The 21,019-nt window shown below is 59.4% G+C and carries 16 protein-coding genes; 11 read left to right on the top strand and 5 right to left on the bottom strand.

Annotated features, from left to right (window positions below; translation table 11 throughout):
- Positions 1-18: 18 nt before the first annotated feature.
- The 4 genes from ACYZT4_RS05970 (at position 19) to ACYZT4_RS05955 (ending at position 6,564) form a co-directional block, all read left to right on the top strand.
- Positions 19-1,974 (top strand): acetoacetate--CoA ligase, encoded by a 1,956-nt coding sequence (locus tag ACYZT4_RS05970; RefSeq protein ID WP_461986053.1) that lies wholly within the window; start codon positions 19-21, stop codon positions 1,972-1,974.
- Between the two features lie 100 nt (positions 1,975-2,074).
- Complete coding sequence (locus ACYZT4_RS05965; protein WP_461986052.1) at positions 2,075-3,130, top strand: tetratricopeptide repeat protein; 1,056 nt, start codon at positions 2,075-2,077, stop codon at positions 3,128-3,130.
- Positions 3,131-3,394: 264 nt separating this feature from the next.
- A complete protein-coding gene (locus tag ACYZT4_RS05960) occupies positions 3,395-4,897 on the top strand; it encodes an ATPase domain-containing protein (RefSeq protein ID WP_461986050.1) in 1,503 nt (500 codons plus the stop codon).
- Entirely contained in the window at positions 4,894-6,564 is a 1,671-nt protein-coding gene (locus ACYZT4_RS05955) for an ATP-binding protein (protein WP_461986048.1), read from the top strand. Before ACYZT4_RS05960 ends, ACYZT4_RS05955 begins: the two co-directional genes overlap by 4 nt.
- Positions 6,565-6,685: 121 nt before the next feature.
- Here ACYZT4_RS05955 and ACYZT4_RS05950 read toward each other — a convergent pair whose 3' ends face one another.
- From ACYZT4_RS05950 to ACYZT4_RS05930, 5 genes are all read right to left on the bottom strand, one after another.
- Positions 6,686-7,063, bottom strand: coding sequence for a response regulator (locus ACYZT4_RS05950; protein WP_010460444.1), 378 nt, complete (start codon positions 7,061-7,063; stop codon positions 6,686-6,688).
- A gap of 77 nt (positions 7,064-7,140) precedes the next feature.
- Complete coding sequence (locus tag ACYZT4_RS05945; protein WP_461986045.1) at positions 7,141-8,322, bottom strand: hybrid sensor histidine kinase/response regulator; 1,182 nt, start codon at positions 8,320-8,322, stop codon at positions 7,141-7,143.
- Positions 8,316-8,909 carry a chemotaxis protein CheB gene (locus ACYZT4_RS05940; RefSeq protein ID WP_461986044.1) on the bottom strand — a complete coding sequence of 198 codons (594 nt, stop codon included), beginning with the start codon at positions 8,907-8,909 and terminating at the stop codon, positions 8,316-8,318. The genes ACYZT4_RS05945 and ACYZT4_RS05940 overlap by 7 nt, the downstream gene beginning before the upstream one ends.
- 18 nt (positions 8,910-8,927) lie before the next feature.
- Positions 8,928-9,761 (bottom strand): CheR family methyltransferase, encoded by an 834-nt coding sequence (locus tag ACYZT4_RS05935; protein WP_461986042.1) that lies wholly within the window; start codon positions 9,759-9,761, stop codon positions 8,928-8,930.
- Positions 9,761-13,252, bottom strand: a complete 3,492-nt coding sequence (locus tag ACYZT4_RS05930; RefSeq protein WP_461986040.1) for a response regulator — start codon at positions 13,250-13,252, stop codon at positions 9,761-9,763. The genes ACYZT4_RS05935 and ACYZT4_RS05930 overlap by 1 nt, the downstream gene beginning before the upstream one ends.
- Positions 13,253-13,512: 260 nt before the next feature.
- Here ACYZT4_RS05930 and ACYZT4_RS05925 point away from each other — a divergent pair, with 260 nt between their 5' ends.
- The 7 genes from ACYZT4_RS05925 to ACYZT4_RS05895 all read left to right on the top strand — a co-directional run bounded on the left by ACYZT4_RS05925 (position 13,513) and on the right by ACYZT4_RS05895 (position 21,004).
- On the top strand, positions 13,513-13,878 hold the full coding sequence (locus tag ACYZT4_RS05925; protein WP_461986038.1) for a response regulator: 366 nt from the start codon (positions 13,513-13,515) through the stop codon (positions 13,876-13,878).
- Positions 13,879-13,981: 103 nt separating this feature from the next.
- The gene (locus tag ACYZT4_RS05920) at positions 13,982-15,286 is read left to right on the top strand and encodes a glycosyltransferase (RefSeq protein ID WP_461986036.1); all 1,305 of its coding nucleotides are present in this window, start codon (positions 13,982-13,984) and stop codon (positions 15,284-15,286) included.
- Positions 15,287-15,364: 78 nt separating this feature from the next.
- Complete coding sequence (locus ACYZT4_RS05915) at positions 15,365-16,270, top strand: AraC family transcriptional regulator (protein WP_461986034.1); 906 nt, start codon at positions 15,365-15,367, stop codon at positions 16,268-16,270.
- 337 nt (positions 16,271-16,607) lie between these two features.
- Positions 16,608-17,918 (top strand): ABC transporter substrate-binding protein, encoded by a 1,311-nt coding sequence (locus ACYZT4_RS05910; RefSeq protein ID WP_461986032.1) that lies wholly within the window; start codon positions 16,608-16,610, stop codon positions 17,916-17,918.
- 171 nt (positions 17,919-18,089) lie between these two features.
- Positions 18,090-19,016, top strand: coding sequence for a carbohydrate ABC transporter permease (locus ACYZT4_RS05905; RefSeq protein ID WP_461986030.1), 927 nt, complete (start codon positions 18,090-18,092; stop codon positions 19,014-19,016).
- A gap of 10 nt (positions 19,017-19,026) precedes the next feature.
- On the top strand, positions 19,027-19,857 hold the full coding sequence (locus ACYZT4_RS05900; RefSeq protein ID WP_461986028.1) for a carbohydrate ABC transporter permease: 831 nt from the start codon (positions 19,027-19,029) through the stop codon (positions 19,855-19,857).
- A gap of 43 nt (positions 19,858-19,900) precedes the next feature.
- Positions 19,901-21,004, top strand: coding sequence for an ABC transporter ATP-binding protein (locus ACYZT4_RS05895; protein ID WP_461986027.1), 1,104 nt, complete (start codon positions 19,901-19,903; stop codon positions 21,002-21,004).
- The last annotated feature ends 15 nt before the right edge of the window (positions 21,005-21,019 follow it).

Here is a 21,019-nt window from a genome sequence, read left to right as displayed (position 1 = left end):
GAAAAAAGAGGCCAAGCCATGTCCCAAATCCTCTGGCAACCCGACGCCAAGCGCATCGCCGAGACGCGCATGGAAGCCTTCCGGCGCGCCATCAATCAGCGGCACCACCTCGCTATCGCCGACTTCGCCGACCTGCACCAATGGTCCATTGATCAACGGCCAGACTTCTGGCAAGCCATCGTCGACTTCTTCGACATTCGCTTCCACACACAACCGGACGAAGTGCTGATCGAAGGCGATCACATGCCCAGCGCCCAGTGGTTCCCTGGCGCGACCCTGAACTTCGCCGAACATTTACTGCGCCGTCGTGACGATGCCGTCGCCGTCATCGCGATCGGCGAAAACGGCCAGCGCGAACAATTCACCTGGGGCGAACTGGCCGAGCATGTCGCCGGTTTCCAGAACAGCTTGAAAGTCGCCGGTGTCCGCCTCGGCGACCGCGTCGCCGCGTGCATGCCCAACACCTGGCAAACCCTGGTCGCCATGCTCGCCACCACCAGCCTCGGGGCGATCTGGTCGTGTTCGTCGCCAGACTTCGGCACCCAAGGGGTGATCGACCGTTTCGGCCAGATCGAACCGAAAGTGCTGATCACCTGCGCCGGTTACCGCTACGCCGGCAAGGACATCGACCAACGCGCCAAGATCAACGAAATCCTCGAACGCCTGCCGTCGCTGCAACAACTGATCGTCGTGCCGTACGCACGTCCAGAGGCGCACATCGCCGACTTCCGCACCCACGCAGAAGTGGCGATGTGGGAGACGTTCTACGAACCGGGAGGCGAGCCGGATTTTGTCGCCGTGCCCTTCGCGCATCCGCTGTACATCCTCTATTCCAGCGGCACCACCGGCGTGCCCAAATGCATCATTCACAGCACCGGCGGCGTGCTGCTGCAACACGTCAAGGAACACGGCCTGCATAGCGACCTGGGCCCCGGCGACCGCATGTTCTACTACACAACGTGCGGTTGGATGATGTGGAACTGGCTGGTGTCGGCCCTGGCGGTGAACAGCGCCGTGGTGCTGTACGACGGCTCGCCGTTTCATCCTGGCCCCGAACGCCTGATCGACCTGATCGACGACGAGCGCGTCAGCGTGTTCGGTATCAGCCCCAAATACCTTGCGACACTCGAAGACGCTGGCGTGAAGCCCAGACACACTCACGATCTCGGCAGCCTGAAAACCTTGCTGTGCACCGGTTCTGCCCTGTCGCCGCAAAGTTACGACTACGTTTACCGCGACCTCAAGACTGACGTGTGCCTGGCCTCAATGTCCGGCGGTACTGACATCGTGTCCTGCTTCGTCAACGGCAATCCGTGGCTGCCGGTGCGTCGCGGGGAAATCCAGGGCAAGAGCCTGGGCATGGCCGTCGAGGTCTGGAATGACGCGGGCACGCCGGTGATCGGCGAAAAAGGCGAACTGGTCTGCGCCCGGCACTTCCCGGCGATGCCCATCGGACTTTGGAACGACCCGACCGGCGAAAAACTGCGCGCGTCCTATTTCAGCCAGTTCCCCGGCGTCTGGGCCCAAGGCGATTATGCCGAGCAATTGGTGCATGGCGGGATGATGATCCACGGTCGTTCGGACGCGGTGCTCAACCCCGGCGGTGTGCGCATCGGCACTGCAGAGATCTACCGTCAGGTGGAGAAAGTCCCGCAAGTGATCGACAGCGTGGCCATAGGGCAGCAGTGGCAGGATGACGTTCGGGTGGTGTTGTTTGTGCGTTTGAGCGAGGGCGTCGAACTCGACGAAGCGCTGCAACAGCAGATCCGCCAAGTGATCCGCGCCAACACCACGCCTCGGCATGTGCCGGCGAAAATTGTCGCGGTGACGGACATTCCGCGAACCATCAGCGGCAAGGTGGTCGAGCTGGCGGTCAGGCACGTGGTGCATGGAGAAAAAGTCAAAAACACCGATGCGCTGGCCAATCCGCAGGCCCTGGAGCAATTCCGCAACCGACCGGAACTGGCTGTTTGACCGTGATCTAACGCCTTTTGGAGAAGGCCGGTTTGACTCACGGCTTCGCCTGACCGAAGCTGGCAGCCTTGCAAAAGCCTGCCAGCTCCCGGATTCCTGCATGCCCCAGTCCCGCCGCTACCTGATTATCAGCCTCTGCATCCTGTGTGCGATCGGGGCTGCCTGGCTGTTCCTGCGCGGCACCACGCCGGTGGTGCCTGAAGCGATCCGGCGCGGTTACAGCGAAGCATTGACGGCGGCGCGGGCCGGTCAACCGGGTGCGGCACGGGTGCTTTATCAGCAGCTCGGCCGCCCCGACATTTCTCCCAAGCGACGCATCTGGTTGCACGCCGAACTGCCCAACTACCCCAGCCCCCAAGCGTTGAAACTGGCGAGCGCCGACCTGCAACACCCTTCGGCCGACGTGCGCATCGCCGCCATCAGGAGCGTCAGCGGACTGGTCCCCAGCGGCCAGCGCAGCCTGTTGCTGGGTCCGCTGCTCGATGACAGCGAAGAAAGTGTCCGGCTGGCGGCGGTCAACGCGCTACTGGGGTTGTCGCCGGACGACCTGGGTTTGTACTTCGGACCGTTACAGCAAGCCATCGATACCTGGGAACAGGTGCTGACACAGGCGCCGGAAAGCGCTGACATCCAGTACCAATTGGCCCGACTGCATCTGCACAACGGCGAGTACAAAGCTGCGCAACAGGCGCTGGAAAACACCTTGCGGCTGACCCCGGACAATCTGCCGGCACTGGTGATGCAGATCGACGTGCTGGACAGACAGGGTCAGAGCGAAGCCGCCCGGCTGCTGCTGGCCAAACGATTGAAGGCCCAACCTGATTCCGCCTACCTGCAACATGCGTTGGGGTTGTGGTTGCTGCATCACGATCAAAGTGAATTCGCCCTACTCGGCCTGTCCAAAGCCGTGGAGCTGGAACCGGACAACAAGGATTACCGCTACGACCTGGCGACCACGTTGCACGGCGAGCAAGAGCTGGAAGCGGCACAGAAACAGTTGCAGGAAATCGTCCAGCGCCACCCTTCCGACCGCAAGGCCCGCGTACTGCTGATCAACTACTGGACGGAAAGCGGCCAATTGCAGAACGTACAGATTCTGCTGGCCCAACTCGAACAGCTCAACCCCGACGACCCGGCGCTGCAGCAAGGGCTATAGGCGAAGGCGAAGGCGAAGGCGCACATGAAACTGCTATCGCTGGCAAGCCAAGCGCCTACACGTTTTGCGCGAACCCCCAACTCTGAACACACCACGGATCCGTAGGAGCCCGGCTTGTCGATTCGTCGCACCGCGGCGCTGAGACCCGCGCGATCTGTGCAAAACGTTGGAACCCCCGTCGCGGCCAATGGTCAAGTGATCAGGCAGTCCACTGGGCACTTCAGGCCTGCTGCCTCGCTTCCCCTAGTCATGAGAGGGTATTTTTTGTCTACATCTAACGAGTTGTTCAGTGCTAAAGCCGCTACCGGCATCGAAGGTCTGGATGACATCCTGGCCGGCGGGTTGTCCCGCGGTCATGTGTTTTTGCTGGAAGGCGAGCCGGGCACTGGCAAAACCACTGTTGCGCTGCAGTTCCTGTTGGCCGGTGCCAGAGCCGGCGAGCGCTCGTTGTACATCACTCTGTCCGAAACCGAGCACGAACTCCGGCAAGGGGCAAGGTCCCACGGTTGGGAGCTGGATGAGAACATTCACATCTTCGAGCTGACGCCGCCGGAAAGCATTCTCAATGCCGAGCAACAACAGAGTCTCCTGTACTCTTCGGACCTCGAATTGGGTGAAGCCACTCGACAGATTTTCGAAGTGGTCGAGCGAATCAAGCCGACGCGCGTGGTGCTCGACAGCCTGTCGGAGATCCGTCTGCTCGCGCAAAGCTCCCTGCGTTATCGCCGCCAGATCCTCGCGATCAAACATTACTTCGTGCGCTACGACGCCACGGTCGTGCTGCTGGATGACCTGACCACCGAAGCCCTCGACAAAACCGTGCACAGCGTCGCGCATGGGGTGATTCGTCTTGAGGAATTGACGCCGAACTATGGCGCCGAGCGTCGACGTGTCCGCGTGGTGAAATACCGCGGACAAAAGTACCGCGGCGGCTTTCACGACTTCACCATCATGGGCGACGGCGTGCACGTTTTCCCGCGCCTGGTGGCCGCCGAACATCGCGGCAAATATGTCCGCACACAACTTACCAGCGGCATACGGGAAATGGACGCGCTGCTCGGTGGTGGCATCGAGACGGGGTCCAGCACTTTGATTCTTGGCCCGGCCGGTACCGGCAAATCACTGATCTCGATGATTTTCGCCGCTGCGGCGGTGGCTCGCGGCGAAAAAGCCGCGCTGTTCATCTTCGATGAAGAACTTGGCTTGCTGTTCGAGCGCATGAACAACATGGGCATCGATCTGCAGGCGCTACAAGACACGGGCAATTTGCAGATCGAACAAGTGGATGCCGCGGAACTGTCGCCTGGCGAGTTTTCCCACCGGGTACGGCGGTGCGTCGACAAGAGCGATATCAAGACCGTGGTCATCGACAGCATCAACGGCTATCAGGCAGCCATGCCGGAAGAAAACGCCCTGGTGCTGCACATGCACGAACTGCTGCTCTACCTCAACCGCCAAGGCGCCGCGACCTTCATGACGGTCGCCCAACACGGGCTGGTCGGCGACATGAAAGCCCCGGTCGACATTACTTACCTGGCGGACACGGTGATTTTGTTGCGTTACTTCGAAGCGTTGGGTCAAGTTCGCCGGGCGATCTCGGTGATCAAGAAACGCACCGGCAGCCATGAAACGACGATCCGCGAATACCTTATCACTCCGACGGGCATGACCATCGGCGTACCACTGGACGCATTCCAAGGTGTGTTGAGCGGCGTGCCAAATTACGTAGGCGGAAACAAACCGTTGCTCTCGGACAAAAACACATGACGGTGCAGCAGGCGACGTCCGAGCGCGCGATCATTCTTGCGCCGCTGGGACGCGACAGCCAGATTGCCCTGAAAATGCTCAATGAAGCCGGTTACGACGGTGTAATCACTCGGGATCTGAGCGGTCTGTGTCTGGAACTGGAACAAGGCGCCGGCCTGTTGTTGATCTCCTCCGAGGCATTGCTCGGCACGGATCTCGCCCCGCTGTTCGGGCTGATCGAGCAGCAACCGGCGTGGTCGGATTTACCCATCGTATTGATGACGTATCACGGCGGCCCGGAACAAAACCCGGCTTCACGCTTCGGTCCGCAATTGGGCAACATCACTTTTCTTGAGCGGCCGTTTCATCCGGTAACGCTGATCAGCCTGGTGACTACCGCCTTGCGCGGGCGCCGACGACAGTACGAAGCCAGAGACCGACTGATCGATCTCAGCCAAAGCGAACAGCGCCTGCAAACCACCCTCGAAACCCTGGAGCAACAGGTCGAGGAACGCACCGCGCAGTTACGCCACAACGAAGAAGCCTTGCGCCAATCGCAGAAAATGGAGGCGGTCGGGCAACTTACCGGCGGGATTGCCCACGACTTCAACAACATGCTGACCGGGATCATTGGCAGCCTCGAGTTGTTGCGTCGGCGCCTGGCGCGGGGTCGCACGGATGATCTCGACAGCCTGATCGATCTGGGCGTGACTTCGGCCAATCGCGCGGCGGGCCTGACCCATCGCCTGCTGGCCTTTTCACGACGCCAGTCGCTGGATTCCAAACCCGTGGAGATGAACACACTGGTGACGTCGATGGGGGAATTGCTGCAGCGCAGCATCAACGAAAGCATTCGCCTGGACATGCAGCTGCACGAGCCGCTGTGGGTAGCGGAAGCTGACCCCAATCAACTGGAAAGCGCCCTGCTCAACCTCGTTATCAATGCCCGGGATGCGATGCCCGATGGCGGAAAACTGATGGTGAACACCCGCAATCAGCACCTGGATGCCAGCGTCATCGAGGCACATGGCAATCTCGCCCCCGGCGATTACGTGGTGCTCAGTGTCACGGATAACGGGTGTGGAATGCCGCAAAGCACGATCAATCGTGCCTTCGACCCGTTCTTTACCACCAAACCGATCGGTCAGGGCACCGGCCTCGGATTGTCGATGATCTATGGTTTCAGCAAACAATCGCGCGGCCATGTCGCCATTCAAAGCCAGGTGGGAGAAGGCACGACGGTGAGCCTGTACCTGCCACGCTTCGGTGGTGATCTACCAGAAGAAAACCCCGCAGACATTCAACATCCCCTGTTCGCGCAAAAAGGCGAAACCGTGCTGATCGTCGAGGACGATCCGGCGGTGCGCGTGCTGGTCAGTACGGTGCTGAGTGAGTTGGGCTATGCCTTCGTCGAGGCTGGCGATGCCGACGGTGCGGTGCCGATTCTGGATTCCGCGCAGCGCATTGACCTGATGATCAGCGACGTCGGGTTACCTGGTATGAACGGCCGGCAACTGGCAGAGATAGGCCGACAATACCGGCCTGAACTCAAAGTGCTGTTCATCACCGGCTATGCGGAACACGCGGCGGTGCGTGGCGGCTTCCTCGACCCGGGCATGCAGATGATCACCAAGCCGTTCACCTTCGATCTGCTGACCGCGAAGGTGCGGGAGATGATCCGGATTTGACACCAACTCTCAATCTGCGGGATGACACAATCCGTGTAGGAGCTGCCGAAGGCTGCGTCCGGCGACGAAGTCCTCGCCAGAGACTTGTGCATTCGACAGCTGCTACAGGGAACGCGGCAAACTACGAGAGCATGTCCTGCATCAGTTCCTGCAACACATCCAGATCGAACGGCTTGCCCAGAATCGGCGCCTTGCGCGTGATCGGGCTGTCGGTCTCGCGGATCTCCTGCGGGTAACCGCTGATGAAAATCACCTTGAGTTCCGGTCGCAGTTTCACCGCGGGTTCGGCGATTTGCACGCCTGAGATACCGCCCGGCAGACGGAAGTCGGTGATCATCATGTCCAGGTGCGGTTTGCTCGCCAGAATCTCGAAGGCCTGCTCGCCGTTTTCGGCCTGCAACACCCGGTAGCCCTCACCCGACAGATAGGCCGACAGCACCATCAGAATCGAGGGGTCATCTTCGACGATCAAAACGACGTCTTGTGCATCTTCACTCATGGGAAGCCTTTGTTCGGTCATTAGCTGCTGATACGACCCCGGGGTCGATCAGAGGTTGCGTTTATCTGGCTGTTTTCCTACAGCGGCAGACAAACGCGAAACAAGGCGCCTTCGCCAATCCGGCTCTCGACGGTAATGGAACCGCCATGGGCGGTCACAATCTGTTCTGAAATAAACAACCCCAGGCCCAGCCCGGCCACGGCGTACTTGGCCGTCACGCGCTCGAACTGCTGGAAAATACGCTTCTGGTTTTCCTGATCAATGCCGATCCCCTGATCGCGCACTTCTACCCGCGCCTGGTTGCCCTCACTGTACACCTTCACGCTGATCGGGCTCTTGGCGCCGTAACGCAAAGCATTGGTCAACAGGTTGGAAATCACCTGTTCAATGCGAAATTCATCCCAGCTACCCGGCACCGGTTGTTCTGCATCGAGGCTGACCGAGGATTCGGCGGCATCAATCTGCGATGCGAAATTCTGCAACAAACTGCGCACCAGCGCCGCCAGATCAAAGTGTGACGGGCGGATCGACAACTTGCCGGTGCGAATCCGCGATACATCCAGCATGTCCTCAATCAGACGAATCAGGCTTTTGATCTGCCGCTCATCGCGGTCAACCATCGCCTGCATCTTGTCCAGGGTGAACGCTGCAGCGTTATCCCGGGCCAGGTGCATTTTGCGCAATTGGGTTTCGAGGATCAGGCCGTTGAGCGGCGTGCGCACCTCGTGGGCGACGATCGACATGAAGTCATCGCGCATGCGCACCGCCTGCTCCAGTTCTCGCTGGGTGCTCTGCAATTGTTGCAGCAGCGCTTCCTGCTCCCGACGGCTCTGTTCCAGCGCTTCGACCTGCTGCTTCATGGCCTTGCTCTGGCGGTACAGATCGACGAACACGTTGACCTTGCTCTTGACCGCGTGAATGTCCAGCGGCTTGTGCAAAAAGTCCACGGCGCCGCTTTCGTAGCCCTTGAACGCGTAGTTCAGTTCACGGCCGGCGGCACTGACAAACACAATCGGGATGTTCTTGGTTTTCTCGGTGCCACGCATCAATTCGGCGAGCTCGAAGCCGTTCATGCCGGGCATCTGCACGTCGAGAATGGCCATGGCGAATTCGTGTTGCAGCAGCAACGACAGGGCTTCGTCGGCGGACAAGGCTTTATAGACCGCGCGGTCTTCACGCTTGATCAACGCTTCAAGCGCCAACAGGTTCTCCGGCAGATCGTCGACGATCAGCAGTTTGGCTTGGATGTTACTTAGCATGCTATTTGTTCCAGCTCGACAAGCAGACGGCCGATGCCGCGTATGGAGAGAATATGGTCCGGCTGGTGGCTAGCCAGCGCCGCCAGGGGCATGGTTGCAACCTGGGCTTCTTCAGGGTCCTGCACGATGGTCAGGCCGCCACGATGCTTCACTTGGGCGATGCCGCTCGCGCCATCGCGGTTGGCGCCGGTCAGCAGCACGGCGGCCAGCGAAGCACCGTAAACGTCGGCCGCCGACTCGAACAGGAAATCGATCGCCGGCCGCGAATAATGCACGCGTTCTTCCAGGCTTAGGGACAAGCTGCGGTCCTGCTCCACCGACAAGTGATAGCCCGGTGTCGCGAAATACAGCGTTCCGGCTTCGATCAGCGTTTTGTCATGCGCCTCGACAACGCGCATCGCCACTCTTCGCGCAAACACTTCAGCGAGGTGACTGCGACGTTCGTCCGGCAAGTGCAACACGACGATGATCGGCAGCACAAAGCCTTCGCGCAGCGGGCTGAGAATACTCAGCAACGCTTCCACGCCACCGGCTGAAGCACCGATCACGATCGCCTCCACAGACGGCAAATCCACTGCACTATTCATGAATTAGCCATGATTCAGTCATGATTTACGGTAGATCCGTTCTTGTTTGACCAACGGCTCGAACTGATTACCGAAGGCCGAGAAATCCGGGGTTTCCTTGCTGCCCAGCACCAGGAAACCACGGTGACACAGGGATTCGTGGAACAAGCCAAAGGCCCTGTCTTGGAGTTTTTTATTGAAATAAATCAATACGTTGCGGCACGAAATTAATTGAGTTTCTGAAAAGACACTGTCGGTCGCCAGGCTGTGGTCGGCGAAGGTAACGTTCTCGCACAAGCTTTTGTCGAAAATCGCGTAACCGTAGCCCGCCGTATAGTAGTCGGCGAACGAGCGCTGGCCACCGGCCTGCTGGTAGTTATGAGTGTAGGCACGGACATTTTCCATGGAAAAAATCCCCTGCTTGGCCTTTTCCAGCGAGCGCGGATTGATGTCAGTGGCGTAGATGATGGTGCGATCGAGCAGCCCCTCCTCGCGCAGCAAAATCGCCATCGAGTAGACCTCTTCACCGGTGCTGCAACCGGCGATCCAGATCTTGATCGAGGGATAGGTCTTGAGCAGTGGCACCACTTCCTGACGGATGGCCAGGAAATGCGACGGGTCACGGAACATCTCGCTGACCGGGATCGTCAGCAATTGCAAGAGCTGCATGAACGCCGTCGGGTCGTGCAGCACCTTTTCTTGCAGGGCGGAAATAGTCGCGCACTCGAACTGACTCAACGCATGATTGACCCGACGCTTGATCGACGCACCGGAGTAATCGCGAAAGTCGTAGCTGTATTTGAGGTAGATCGCCTCGATCAACAGCCGCAGTTCAATTTCACTGTTTCGCTCTGCCGGGTAATTGCGTTCCACTAAATGCGTTCCATCTTCGGTAACCACACGCGAATCAGCGAGAACAGTCGGTCCAGGTCAATGGGCTTGGCCAGGTAATCGTTGGAACCGGCCTGCAGGCAGCGCTCCTGATCATCCTTCATGGCCTTGGCCGTCACCGCAATGATCGGCAGCTTGCGCCAGCGCGGGTCTTTTCGGATCTCGATGGTGGCTTCAAAACCGTCCATCTCCGGCATCATCACGTCCATCAACACCAAATCGATGTCCTCGACTTCATTGAGTCTTTCAATCGCTTCACGACCGTTCCGGCCAATGACCACGACTGCGCCTTTTTGCTCAAGCGCGCTAGTGAGGGCGAAAATATTGCGTACATCGTCATCCACCAGCAGCACTTTACGACCCTCGAAGACTTTGTCGCGGCTGCGCGCGGTCTTGAGCATCGTCTGCCGTTCATGGGACAACCGCGATTCGACTTTGTGCAGAAAGAGTGTGACCTCATCCAGCAAACGTTCCGGCGAGCGTGCGCCCTTGATGATGATCGAGCGCGAATACTTGCGCAGCTCGGCCTCTTCGTCGCGGGTCAGGTTGCGCCCGGTGTAGACGATTACCGGCGGGAACGAACAGATGTCCTCGGTGGACATGCGCTTGAGCAGGTCGTTGCCGAGCATGTCCGGCAACTTCAGATCGATGATCATGCAGTCGAAAATCGTCGTGCGCAGCAGGTCCAGGGCTTCCTGGGCGAAACCGACCGCGGTGATTTCGATGTCTTCATCGCCGATCAACCGGGCAATGCTGTCGCGCTGCAAATCGTCGTCCTCGACCAGCAGCACGCGCTTGACCTTCTGGGTCAGCTTGGCTTCGAGGCGAGCAAACACGTCCTTGAGTTCCTCGCGGGTGGTCGGTTTGACTGCGTATCCGATCGCGCCCATGTGCATTGCGGCTTCGACGCGGTCTTCGACCGAAATCACATGCACCGGGATGTGCCGGGTTTCCGCGTGCTCCTTGAGGCGTTGCAGCACGGTCAGGCCCGAGTGATCCGGCAGGCGCATGTCCAGCAGGATCGCGTCGGGAATGTATTGCCTGGCCAGGTCGTAACCTTCGTCGGCGCCGTGGGCCACCAGGCACTGATAACCCAGTTCATGTGCGAGATCGTAGAGGATGTGCGCAAAGTTCGGCTCATCCTCCACTACCAGAATGCAGCGCGTGGTGAACGGAGCCTTGGCGCGGTCGTCGGCGAAACGCGGGATGTCCACTTCGGCAATCAATGGCACCAGCGCAGCGCTGGCCGCTCGCGGCACGATTGCCACCGGGGTGACCTGCATCGGCTCGGCCGGCACTTCGCCGGGCTCAACGTATTGCTGCGGCATGACCAGGGTAAACGCACTGCCTTGCCCCGGTTCGCTGGTGACGCTGATGGAACCGCCAAGCAACGCCGCCAGGTCGCGGGAGATCGAGAGGCCCAGGCCGGTGCCGCCGTAGCGCCGATTGGTGGTGCCATCGGCCTGGCGGAACGCTTCGAAAATACTTTCCTGCTGATTGGCGGCAATGCCAATCCCGGAATCGCGAACGATGAACGCAATGCCGTCGTTGGGCTGGCTGACCACCGTCAGGCTCACCGAACCACGCTCGGTGAACTTCACCGCGTTGGACAGCAGGTTCTTGATCACCTGCTCCAGACGCTGGCGGTCGGTGTAGATCATCATCGGCGCGCCGGGTTGCAGGTCGACCTGGAAGTCGAGCTTCTTGTCCAAGGCCATCGGTTGGAACATGCCGCGCAGGCCGTCCACCAGACGCGCAACGCTGGTGTTCTCAGGGCGCATTTCGAGCTTGCCGGCCTCGACCTTGGAAATATCGAGGATATCGTTGATCAGGTTCAGCAGATCGTTGCCGGCCGAATAGATCGACTCGGCGAACTTGACCTGCTCGGCGCTGAGGTTTTCCTGCGGATTTTCCGCCAGCAGCTTGGCCAGGATCAGCGAACTGTTCAGCGGCGTGCGCAGTTCGTGGGACATGTTGGCGAGGAATTCCGACTTGTACTTGCTTGAGCGCTGCAACTCTTCGGCGCGCTCTTCAAGTTGAGTCTGGGCCTGATTCAGTTCGGTGTTCTTCAGGTCCATCGCGTCGCGCTGATCCTCAAGAATCTGCGCCTGCTCGGCAAGCTGCTCGTTGGTCTGTTCCAGCTCGACCTGCTGGGTTTCCAGATTGGCCTGGGATTCCTTGAGAATCCGCGATTGCTCTTCGAGCTCTTCATTGGCGGTCTTGAGTTCTTCTTGCTGAACTTGCAGTTCTTCGTTGAGTTGCTGGGTTTCGGCGAGCACTTCCTGCAAGCGCTGGCGATAGCGCGCGGCTTCGATGGACGTGCCGATGTTGCCGCCAATCAGTTCCAGCAATTCGATGTCGCGATCGTCCAGCGGGCGCAGAAAGCCCAACTCGATTACGCCGTTGACCCGTTCGTCGTCGCTGGTCGGCACCACCAGAACGCTGTGCGGCAAACCTTGGCCCAGCCCGGAAGTGACCTTGAAGTAGTCATTCGGGACCTTGTCGAGGCGGATCAGGCGTGCCTGTTGTGCGACTTGCCCGACAATGCCTTCATCGCTGTAGATCTGTTGGCCGCGCTCCTCCTGTTCGCGGGAAAAACCGTAAGACGCCACGCGCTTGAGACCGCCGTGCTCTTCGCGCACATAAACAGCCGCAACGGCCGTGCCCAGGTATTGCGCGCAAAACTGCAAAATATTGCGACCGAGCATATTCAGTGACAACTGCCCCAGCACCTGCTCGGCCAGTTCGGTCTGACCGTTACGCAGCCAGGCTTGCTGCTCCAGGCGCAGGGCGCTGGCGTGTTGCGCGGCAAGCGTGGCGCTGTAGCTTTGCGAGAGGTTGACCAGATCACGGCGGCCGATGTAGGCCAGCATTGCACTGATGCTGGCGATAAACAGCAGATACAGGCTGATGCTCCAGATCGTGGTACGGCGCACGTCTTCATTGCGCGTGGTGCGCAACTGCTGCTCCATGTCGATCACGTCTTCGAATTGCTTGCGGATTTCGTCAGTCAGGCGCTTGCCGCGCCCGGTCTTGACCGCGGCGCGGTAATCGCCGCTCGCCCGTTGCAGGTCAATCATGCTTTGCGCGTAGGTGGCCCATTCGGTCTGCAAGGCCTGAAGGCGGTTCAAACGATCGGTTTGCACCGGATTGTCCGCGGTCAGTTCGAGCAGGGTTTTGAGGGCTACGGCAATTCTTGGCCGGGCGGTCTCGTAGGGTTCGAGAAATTTCTCGTCGCCACTGAGCAGAAAGCCGCGCATGCCGGTTTCCAGATCAACGGTCAGCTTCACCGCTTCATTGGCGTTATTGATCACCCGGTCGGTGTGCTCGACCCACTGGATCACCGACAGCAGATAAGTGATCAGCGAGACAAAGAACACCGCACTGAGCACGCCAACACCCAACGGCAGGCTGACGTTGCGGCTCAGGAGTTTGCGGAATCGTTGCTCATCAACCGAAGACGCAGTGGTCATGGGGAAGCCTTGTCGAACTGTTGAAAACCACGGAGTTTGCCCCAAATGGGCCGTATTGATCCAATTTTCTGACGTGTTTTCATGCAAAATCCTACATTCAGCTGCTCCAGCACAAGGGACCGGTTATCCTTGCCCGCGGTTAAGCAGCTATTCTTTTTCCAAGTGACCGGGAACTTGTCGGGTTCCGTCACTTACTCATGCTACAACCCGGCGTTTTTGATCGACCGGCCCCTGCGAATTCATCTTTTGGGAACCCTATTATGTCCGCCGAACAATCCATCATCCTGGTCGTCGAAGACGACGACATCGTGCGCATGCTGATTGTCGATGTCCTCGAGGAGCTGGAATTCAAGGTGCTTGAGGCTGACGGCTGCGAGCAGGCGCTGGCGTTTCTCAACGACGAAGATCAATACATCGACCTGATGATGACCGACGTCGGGCTGCCGGTGATGGATGGCCGTGAACTGGCGACGCAGGGACGCATGGTTCGCCCTGAACTGCCGATCCTGTTCGCCAGCGGTTATGCCGAGAGCATTGATGTGCCGCCAGGCATGCACGTGATCGGCAAGCCCTTCTCGATTGACCAGTTGCGGGACAAAGTCCGGGGCATTCTCGCTAAAGGCTAGGGTTTAGGTGAGCGTTGGTTGAGCGGGTTCGGGAATTGCCCACCGCTATGGTTTAATTGCGCCCCGCCGCCGTCCCCGCCTTCGCTTCAAGGAATGTCCCCGCATGAGCCAATCCCGCGCAACCAAAGTCCTGGTCATTGGTTATGTCTGGCCCGAGCCAGCTTCGTCGGCGGCCGGCGGGCACATGATGCAGATCCTCGAGACTTTTTTGCTGCAGGGTTGGGACATCACCTTCAGCAGCCCGGCGCGTAGCGGCGAACATCGCGCAGACTTGGCGACGCTGGGGATTGCCGAAGTACCGATCGAGCTGAACAACAGCACTTTCGACACCTTCATCAGCGAATTGGCCCCGGATGTTGTGTTGTTTGATCGCTTCATGATGGAAGAGCAGTTTGGCTGGCGCGTCGAGCAGCAGTGTCCCGATGCGCTGCGCGTGCTTGAGACCTCGGACCTGCAAAGCCTGCGCGATGCCCGGCATCAGCGGCTCAAGCAGCGTTTGAAGGACAGCGATGACGCCAATGACTTCAGCGCACTGTTCGCCCCCGCGCTGCGGGAAGAATTCGAGTTGATGGCCGACACCGATCTGGCCAAGCGGGAAATCGCGGCGATTTATCGCTGCGACTTGAACCTGATGATCTCCGAAGTGGAAATCGAGTTGCTGGTCGAGCAGTTCAAACTGCCTCGGGATTTGTTGCACTGGTGCCCGCTGATGGTCGATTTACCGAGTCAGGCACCCTTACCGTTCGAAGATCGTGCGCACTTTCTGCACATCGGCAACTTCCGCCATGCGCCTAACTGGGACGCGGTGCTCTGGCTGAAAACCGCCATTTGGCCGCTGATTCGTGACCAACTGCCCAGCGCTCAATTGCACATCTATGGCGCCTACACACCACCCAAGGCCACTGCCCTGCATAACGCGGCCCAGGGTTTTCATGTGATGAACTGGGCCGAGGACGCGCTGCAAGTCATGTCCGCCGCACGGGTGTGCATGGCGCCGCTGCGTTTCGGTGCCGGGATCAAAGGCAAGATCGTCGATGCGATGCTCTGCGGCACCCCGAGTGTCACGACGCCGATCGGTGCCGAAGCGATGCACGGCGAGGCGCCGTGGCCGGGTGCGGTGACCTGCACCGCACGGGCGTTCGCCGACCACGCCGTGCGTCTTCATCAAGACAAGCGCCTATGGCTTGAGGCCCAGGCACAGGGGCAGCAACTGCTCGCCAATCGTTACCGGCAACAGGTTCATGGTCCGGCGTTGATTGCCCGAATCGAGCATTGCCGCCAGTATCTGCCCGCGATCAGACGGGACAACTTCACTGGCAGCATGCTGCGCCATCACCAGCACAAAAGTACCCAGTACATGGCGCAATGGATTGAAGCGAAGAACCGCAATCCAACGGCCGCTCCGTAACCGGCAAGTCAGACCGCTGGCATCCATCGCCCGGAAGGAGGCATGATCTGCGAGCGATAACAACAAAAGCGCCCAGCCATGACCCGATCCGCCCGAGTAACCGACCCCTCCTATGAACTGATGGATGACCACAACGGGTTGTCCATCATTTATCGTCAGCACGGTTTCCCGTGCCCGCTGGTGCGCTGGCATTTCCACAAGGAATACGAACTGCACCTGATCGTCGCCAGTTCCGGCAAGGTGTTCATCGGCGACTACATTGGTAATTTCTACCCGGAAACCCTGTTCCTCACCGGTCCCAACCTGCCCCATAACTGGATCAGCCAGGTGGCCGAAGACGAAGTGGTGCCCAAGCGCGACATGCTGGTCAATTTCACCGACGAGTTGTTCGAGAGCGGCCACCTGGTGTTTGCCGAGCTGAAGACGCTGGCCCCGTTGCTGGAACGCGCGCAGTACGGCATTGAGTTTCGCTGCAAACGCACGATCCGCCAGGCCATGACCTTGATGCAACGCATCGCCGACTCCAAGGGCGTGACCCGCCTCGGGCACTTTTTCATTTTGCTGGAGCTGCTGGCCGCCTCCGACGACTTTCAGTTGCTGTCCGGCGCGACCACTCCGCAACTGGCGGACGAACACAACATCGACCGCACCAACCGCGCGGTGGATTACATTTTTACCCACTACGCACGTGAACTGCCGCTGGAAGAAGTCGCCGAGCATCTGGGCATGAAACCGACGTATTTCAGCCGCGTGTTCAAGCAAGCCACCGGGCGCTGCTTCATCGAATTCGTCAACCGGCTGCGCATCAGCAAATCCTGTGAACTGCTGGCGGATGGCGACAAACCGGTGACGGATGTGTGTTTCGAGTCGGGCTTCAACAATATTTCCAATTTCAACCGGCGGTTTCAGCAATTGAAAGGCATGACACCGTCGCACTATCGGCGGCTGGCGGTGCAGCGGTTGACCGAACAAAACCTCGGGTAAACACAGAACCCTGTAGGAGTGAGCCTGCTCGCGATAGCGGTGTGTCAGTAAAACTTCCTTGGCTGACACACCACTATCGCGAGCAGGCTCACTCCCACATTGACTGTGTTTACAGCGCGAAACCTGTACAAAACCGAAGCCCGTTCACCGCTACAATCCCCTTCCCCGCATCTCTGCGCCGCATCCCCAGTGCAAAATAGTATCAATTCAAGTGCGACGAATGATTTGTCTCTTCGTCAATTGAAGGCTGTAATCAGTGCACATTCTTCCTTCGCCGGAAGACACAAAAACAATAACCGTCCTTCTGCCCCCACCGGGCGCAGAAAAGGAGTGCTCGATGCAACCTTCTGTAAAAGCTCTGCTAGCCCTCACCTGCATGACCCTCAGCAGCGTCAGCTTCGCCGACCAGACCCTGACCATCGCCACCGTCAACAACAGCGACATGATCCGCATGCAGAAGCTCTCGAAAACCTTCGAGACCAAGCATCCGGACATCAAGCTCAATTGGGTGGTGCTGGAAGAAAACGTCCTGCGTCAACGCCTGACCACCGACATCGCCACTCAGGGCGGTCAGTTCGATGTGCTGACCATCGGCATGTACGAAGCTGCACTCTGGGGTGCCAAGGGCTGGCTGGAACCGATGAAGGATTTGCCCGCCTCGTATGCACTCGACGACGTTTTCCCTTCGGTGCGTGAAGGGCTGTCGGTCAAGGGCTCGCTGTACGCCCTGCCGTTCTACGCCGAAAGCTCCATCACTTATTACCGCACCGACCTGTTCAAGGAAGCCGGGCTGACCATGCCCGAGCGCCCGACCTGGGAACAGATCGGCGAATTCGCCAGCAAACTCACCAACAAGGATAAAGAACAGTACGGTATCTGCCTGCGGGGCAAAGCCGGCTGGGGCGAGAACATGGCGCTGATCACCACAGTCGCCAACGCCTATGGCGCACGCTGGTTCGATGAGAAGTGGCAGCCTGAATTCACCGGTCCTGAGTGGAAAAACGCGCTGAACTTCTACGTCGACACCATGAAGAAATCCGGCCCGCCCGGTGCATCGAGCAACGGCTTCAACGAAAACCTGGCGTTGTTCAACAGCGGCAAGTGTGCGATCTGGGTCGATGCCAGCGTCGCCGGTTCGTTCGTCACCGACAAATCCCAGAGCAAGGTCAGCGAACACGTCGGCTTTACCTATGCGCCGCACCAGGTCACCGACAAAGGTTCGGCGTGGCTCTATTCCTGGGCACTGGCGATTCCAACCAGTTCCAAGGCGAAGGACGCCGCGAAAACCTTCAGTGCCTGGGCCACCTCCAAGGAATACGGTGCGCTGGTCGCGGAAAAAGACGGTATCGCCAACGTACCGCCAGGCACTCGGGCGTCGACCTACAGCGAGGCCTACATGAGCGCCGCGCCATTCGCCAAGGTGACACTGGAATCGCTGAAAACCGCGGACCCGAGCAAGCCGACCCTCAAGCCTGTGCCGTACATCGGCATTCAGTTGGTGACCATTCCTGAATTCCAGGGCATTGGCACCCAGGTGGGCAAATCGTTCTCGGCGGCCCTGATCGGCCAGACCACGGTCGACCAGGCCCTCGCCGCGGCCCAGCAAACCACCGAACGTGAAATGAAGCGCGCGGGTTATCCGAAATAACCGCCACTTCCCCCTGTGGGAGCGGGCTTGCCCGCGATGAGGCCATCACATTCACCAGTGATGTCGGCGTCTCAATCGCCCTCGCGGGCAAGCCCGCTCCCACAGGGTCCGTATAAATGTCAGGGATAGTCGTCCTGAACATGTAATTGCATTCAACCGGTTCTGATCACCATGAATATCTCAACTGCCAAAGCTCAATTGGACATCCCCCAGCCTGTGCGTAAAAGCCGGCTGGCCAACCCCGGCTGGTTTCTGGTCAGTCCCTCGGTGGCATTGTTGCTGCTGTGGATGATCGTGCCGCTGGGCATGACTGTTTACTTCTCGATGATTCGCTACAACCTGCTCAACCCCGGAGAAAACGAGTTCATCGGCCTGGAGAACTTTACCTACTTCCTGACCGATTCCGGGTTCATGCCCGGCGCCACCAACACGCTGTTGCTGGTGGGCAGCGTGCTGCTGATCAGCGTGGTACTCGGGGTGTTGATCAGTGCGCTGCTGGAGGCCAGTGATTTTCTCGGTCGCGGCATCGTGCGGGTGATGCTGATTTCGCCGTTCTTCATCATGCCCACGGTCGGTGCGCTGATCTGGAAGAACCTGATTTTTCATCCGGTCTCGGGGATTCTCGCCTACGTCTGGAAGCTGTTCGGCGCGCAACCGGTGGACTGGCTGGCGCATTACCCGCTGCTGTCGATCATCATCATTGTCTCGTGGCAATGGCTGCCCTTCGCGATCCTGATCCTGATGACCGCCATGCAGTCCCTCGACCAAGAACAGAAAGAAGCCGCACGCCTCGACGGTGCCGGGCCAGTCGCGATTTTCTGGCACCTGACGCTGCCGCACCTGGCCCGGCCGATTGCCGTGGTGGTGATGATCGAAACCATCTTCCTGCTCTCGGTCTTCGCCGAAATCTTCACCACCACCAACGGCGGTCCCGGCTACGCCTCGACCAACCTCGCGTACCTGATCTACAACCAGGCGCTGGTGCAGTTCGACGTCGGCATGGCGTCCGCTGGCGGCTTGATTGCGGTGGTGATAGCCAACATCGCGGCCATCGTGCTGGTGCGGATGATCGGCAAAAACCTGACAGACAAAGCCTGAGGCCCGCGCCATGACTCTTCAACAATCCCGCCGCCTGCAAAGCCTGCTGCTAGGCACCCTGGCCTGGGCGATCGCGATCCTGATCTTCTTCCCGATCTTCTGGATGGTGCTGACCAGTTTCAAAACCGAAATCGACGCGTTCGCCACGCCGCCGCAGTTCATCTTCACGCCGACACTGGAAAACTACCTGCACATCAACGAGCGCAGCGACTACTTCAGTTTTGCCTGGAACTCGGTGGTGGTGTCCTTCAGCGCCACGGCCCTGTGCCTGCTGATCGCGGTGCCGGCCGCCTACTCGATGGCGTTCTACGAAACCAAGCGCACCAAAGGCACGCTGCTGTGGATGCTCTCCACCAAAATGCTGCCGCCAGTGGGCGTGCTGATGCCGATCTACCTGCTGGCCAAGAGCTTTGGCCTGCTCGATACACGGATTGCGCTGATCGTGATCTACACGCTGATCAACCTGCCGATCGTGGTCTGGATGATTTACACCTACTTCAAAGACATCCCCAAGGACATCCTCGAAGCCGCGCGTCTGGACGGCGCCACGCTGTGGCAGGAAATGGTCCGGGTGCTGCTGCCGATTGCCAAGGGCGGTTTGGCGTCGACGGTGTTGCTGTCGCTGATCCTGTGCTGGAACGAGGCGTTCTGGTCGCTGAACCTGACCTCGTCGAAAGCTGCGCCACTGACTGCACTGATCGCTTCGTACTCAAGCCCTGAGGGACTGTTCTGGGCCAAGTTGTCGGCCGTATCCACGCTGGCTTGCGCACCGATCCTGATCTTCGGCTGGATCAGCCAGAAACAACTGGTCCGCGGTTTGTCGTTTGGTGCCGTCAAGTAACGCGCAGCCTATCTCGAATAACGCAATACGGAGGCCCACCACCATGGCCAACCTGAAAATCAAGAATCTGCAAAAAGGCTTCGAAGGCTTTTCCATCATCAAGGGCATCGACCTGGAAGTGAACGACAAGGAGTTCGTGGTCTTCGTCGGCCCGTCGGGCTGCGGCAAATCCACACTCCTGCGCCTGATCGCCGGGCTGGAAGAAGTCAGCGGCGGCACCATCGAACTGGATGGCCGCGACATTACCGAAGTCAGCCCGGCCAAGCGCGACCTGGCGATGGTGTTCCAGACCTACGCCCTGTACCCGCACATGACCGTGAAAAAGAACATGTCGTTCGCCCTCGACCTCGCCGGCGTTCCGAAAGCCGAAGTCGAGAAAAAAGTCGGCGAAGCGGCGCGCATCCTCGAACTCGGGCCGATGCTGGACCGCAAGCCCAAGCAACTGTCCGGCGGCCAGCGTCAACGTGTAGCGATCGGTCGCGCGATCGTGCGTAACCCGAAAATTTTCCTGTTCGACGAACCGCTGTCCAACCTCGACGCCGCGCTGCGGGTACAGATGCGCCTGGAACTGTTGCGCCTGCACAAAGAGCTGCAAGCCACGATGATTTACGTGACCCACGACCAAGTGGAAGCCATGACCATGGCCGACAAAGTGGTCGTGCTCAATGGCGGCAAAATCGAACAGGTCGGTTCGCCGCTGGACCTGTATCACCAGCCGGCCAACCTGTTCGTCGCCGGTTTTCTCGGCACGCCGAAAATGGGTTTCCTCAAGGGCAAGGTCACCCGCGTCGACGGCCAAAGCTGCGAAGTCGCACTCGATGCCGGCGCGCGCATCACCTTGCCGCTGACCGGTGCCAATTTGAGTGTCGGCGGCGCGGTGACGCTGGGCATCCGCCCGGAACACCTGGAGCTGGCGCAAGCCGGTGACTGCACCTTGCAAGTCACCGCCGACGTCAGCGAACGCCTGGGCAGCGACACCTTCTGCCACATGCTGACCTCTTCCGGTGAAGCGTTGACCATGCGCGTTCGCGGCGACCTGGCCAGCCGTTACGGCGAAACCCTGAGCCTGCACTTGAACGCCGAGCACTGCCATTTATTCGATGCCGACGGCGTGGCGCTGATCCGCCCACTGCGCGTTGCGGCCTGATTTCAGAGAGCCTGT

The organism is Pseudomonas sp. GB2N2 (genome assembly GCF_054897705.1).
The sequence above is the reverse complement of the archived record's forward strand: the minus strand, read 5'-3'. Positions and strand labels throughout refer to the sequence as shown.

What these genes read in the sequence shown, in the direction of transcription:
- ACYZT4_RS05970 (WP_461986053.1), top strand. Translation starts at nt 19, where the DNA reads ATGTCCCAAATCCTCTGGCAACCCGACGCCAAGCGCATCGCCGAGACG.
- ACYZT4_RS05965 (WP_461986052.1), top strand. Translation starts at nt 2,075, where the DNA reads ATGCCCCAGTCCCGCCGCTACCTGATTATCAGCCTCTGCATCCTGTGT.
- ACYZT4_RS05955 (WP_461986048.1), top strand. Translation starts at nt 4,894, where the DNA reads ATGACGGTGCAGCAGGCGACGTCCGAGCGCGCGATCATTCTTGCGCCG.
- ACYZT4_RS05950 (WP_010460444.1), bottom strand. Translation starts at nt 7,063, where the DNA reads ATGAGTGAAGATGCACAAGACGTCGTTTTGATCGTCGAAGATGACCCC.
- ACYZT4_RS05945 (WP_461986045.1), bottom strand. Translation starts at nt 8,322, where the DNA reads ATGCTAAGTAACATCCAAGCCAAACTGCTGATCGTCGACGATCTGCCG.
- ACYZT4_RS05940 (WP_461986044.1), bottom strand. Translation starts at nt 8,909, where the DNA reads ATGAATAGTGCAGTGGATTTGCCGTCTGTGGAGGCGATCGTGATCGGT.
- ACYZT4_RS05930 (WP_461986040.1), bottom strand. Translation starts at nt 13,252, where the DNA reads ATGACCACTGCGTCTTCGGTTGATGAGCAACGATTCCGCAAACTCCTG.
- ACYZT4_RS05925 (WP_461986038.1), top strand. Translation starts at nt 13,513, where the DNA reads ATGTCCGCCGAACAATCCATCATCCTGGTCGTCGAAGACGACGACATC.
- ACYZT4_RS05920 (WP_461986036.1), top strand. Translation starts at nt 13,982, where the DNA reads ATGAGCCAATCCCGCGCAACCAAAGTCCTGGTCATTGGTTATGTCTGG.
- ACYZT4_RS05915 (WP_461986034.1), top strand. Translation starts at nt 15,365, where the DNA reads ATGACCCGATCCGCCCGAGTAACCGACCCCTCCTATGAACTGATGGAT.
- ACYZT4_RS05910 (WP_461986032.1), top strand. Translation starts at nt 16,608, where the DNA reads ATGCAACCTTCTGTAAAAGCTCTGCTAGCCCTCACCTGCATGACCCTC.
- ACYZT4_RS05905 (WP_461986030.1), top strand. Translation starts at nt 18,090, where the DNA reads ATGAATATCTCAACTGCCAAAGCTCAATTGGACATCCCCCAGCCTGTG.
- ACYZT4_RS05900 (WP_461986028.1), top strand. Translation starts at nt 19,027, where the DNA reads ATGACTCTTCAACAATCCCGCCGCCTGCAAAGCCTGCTGCTAGGCACC.
- ACYZT4_RS05895 (WP_461986027.1), top strand. Translation starts at nt 19,901, where the DNA reads ATGGCCAACCTGAAAATCAAGAATCTGCAAAAAGGCTTCGAAGGCTTT.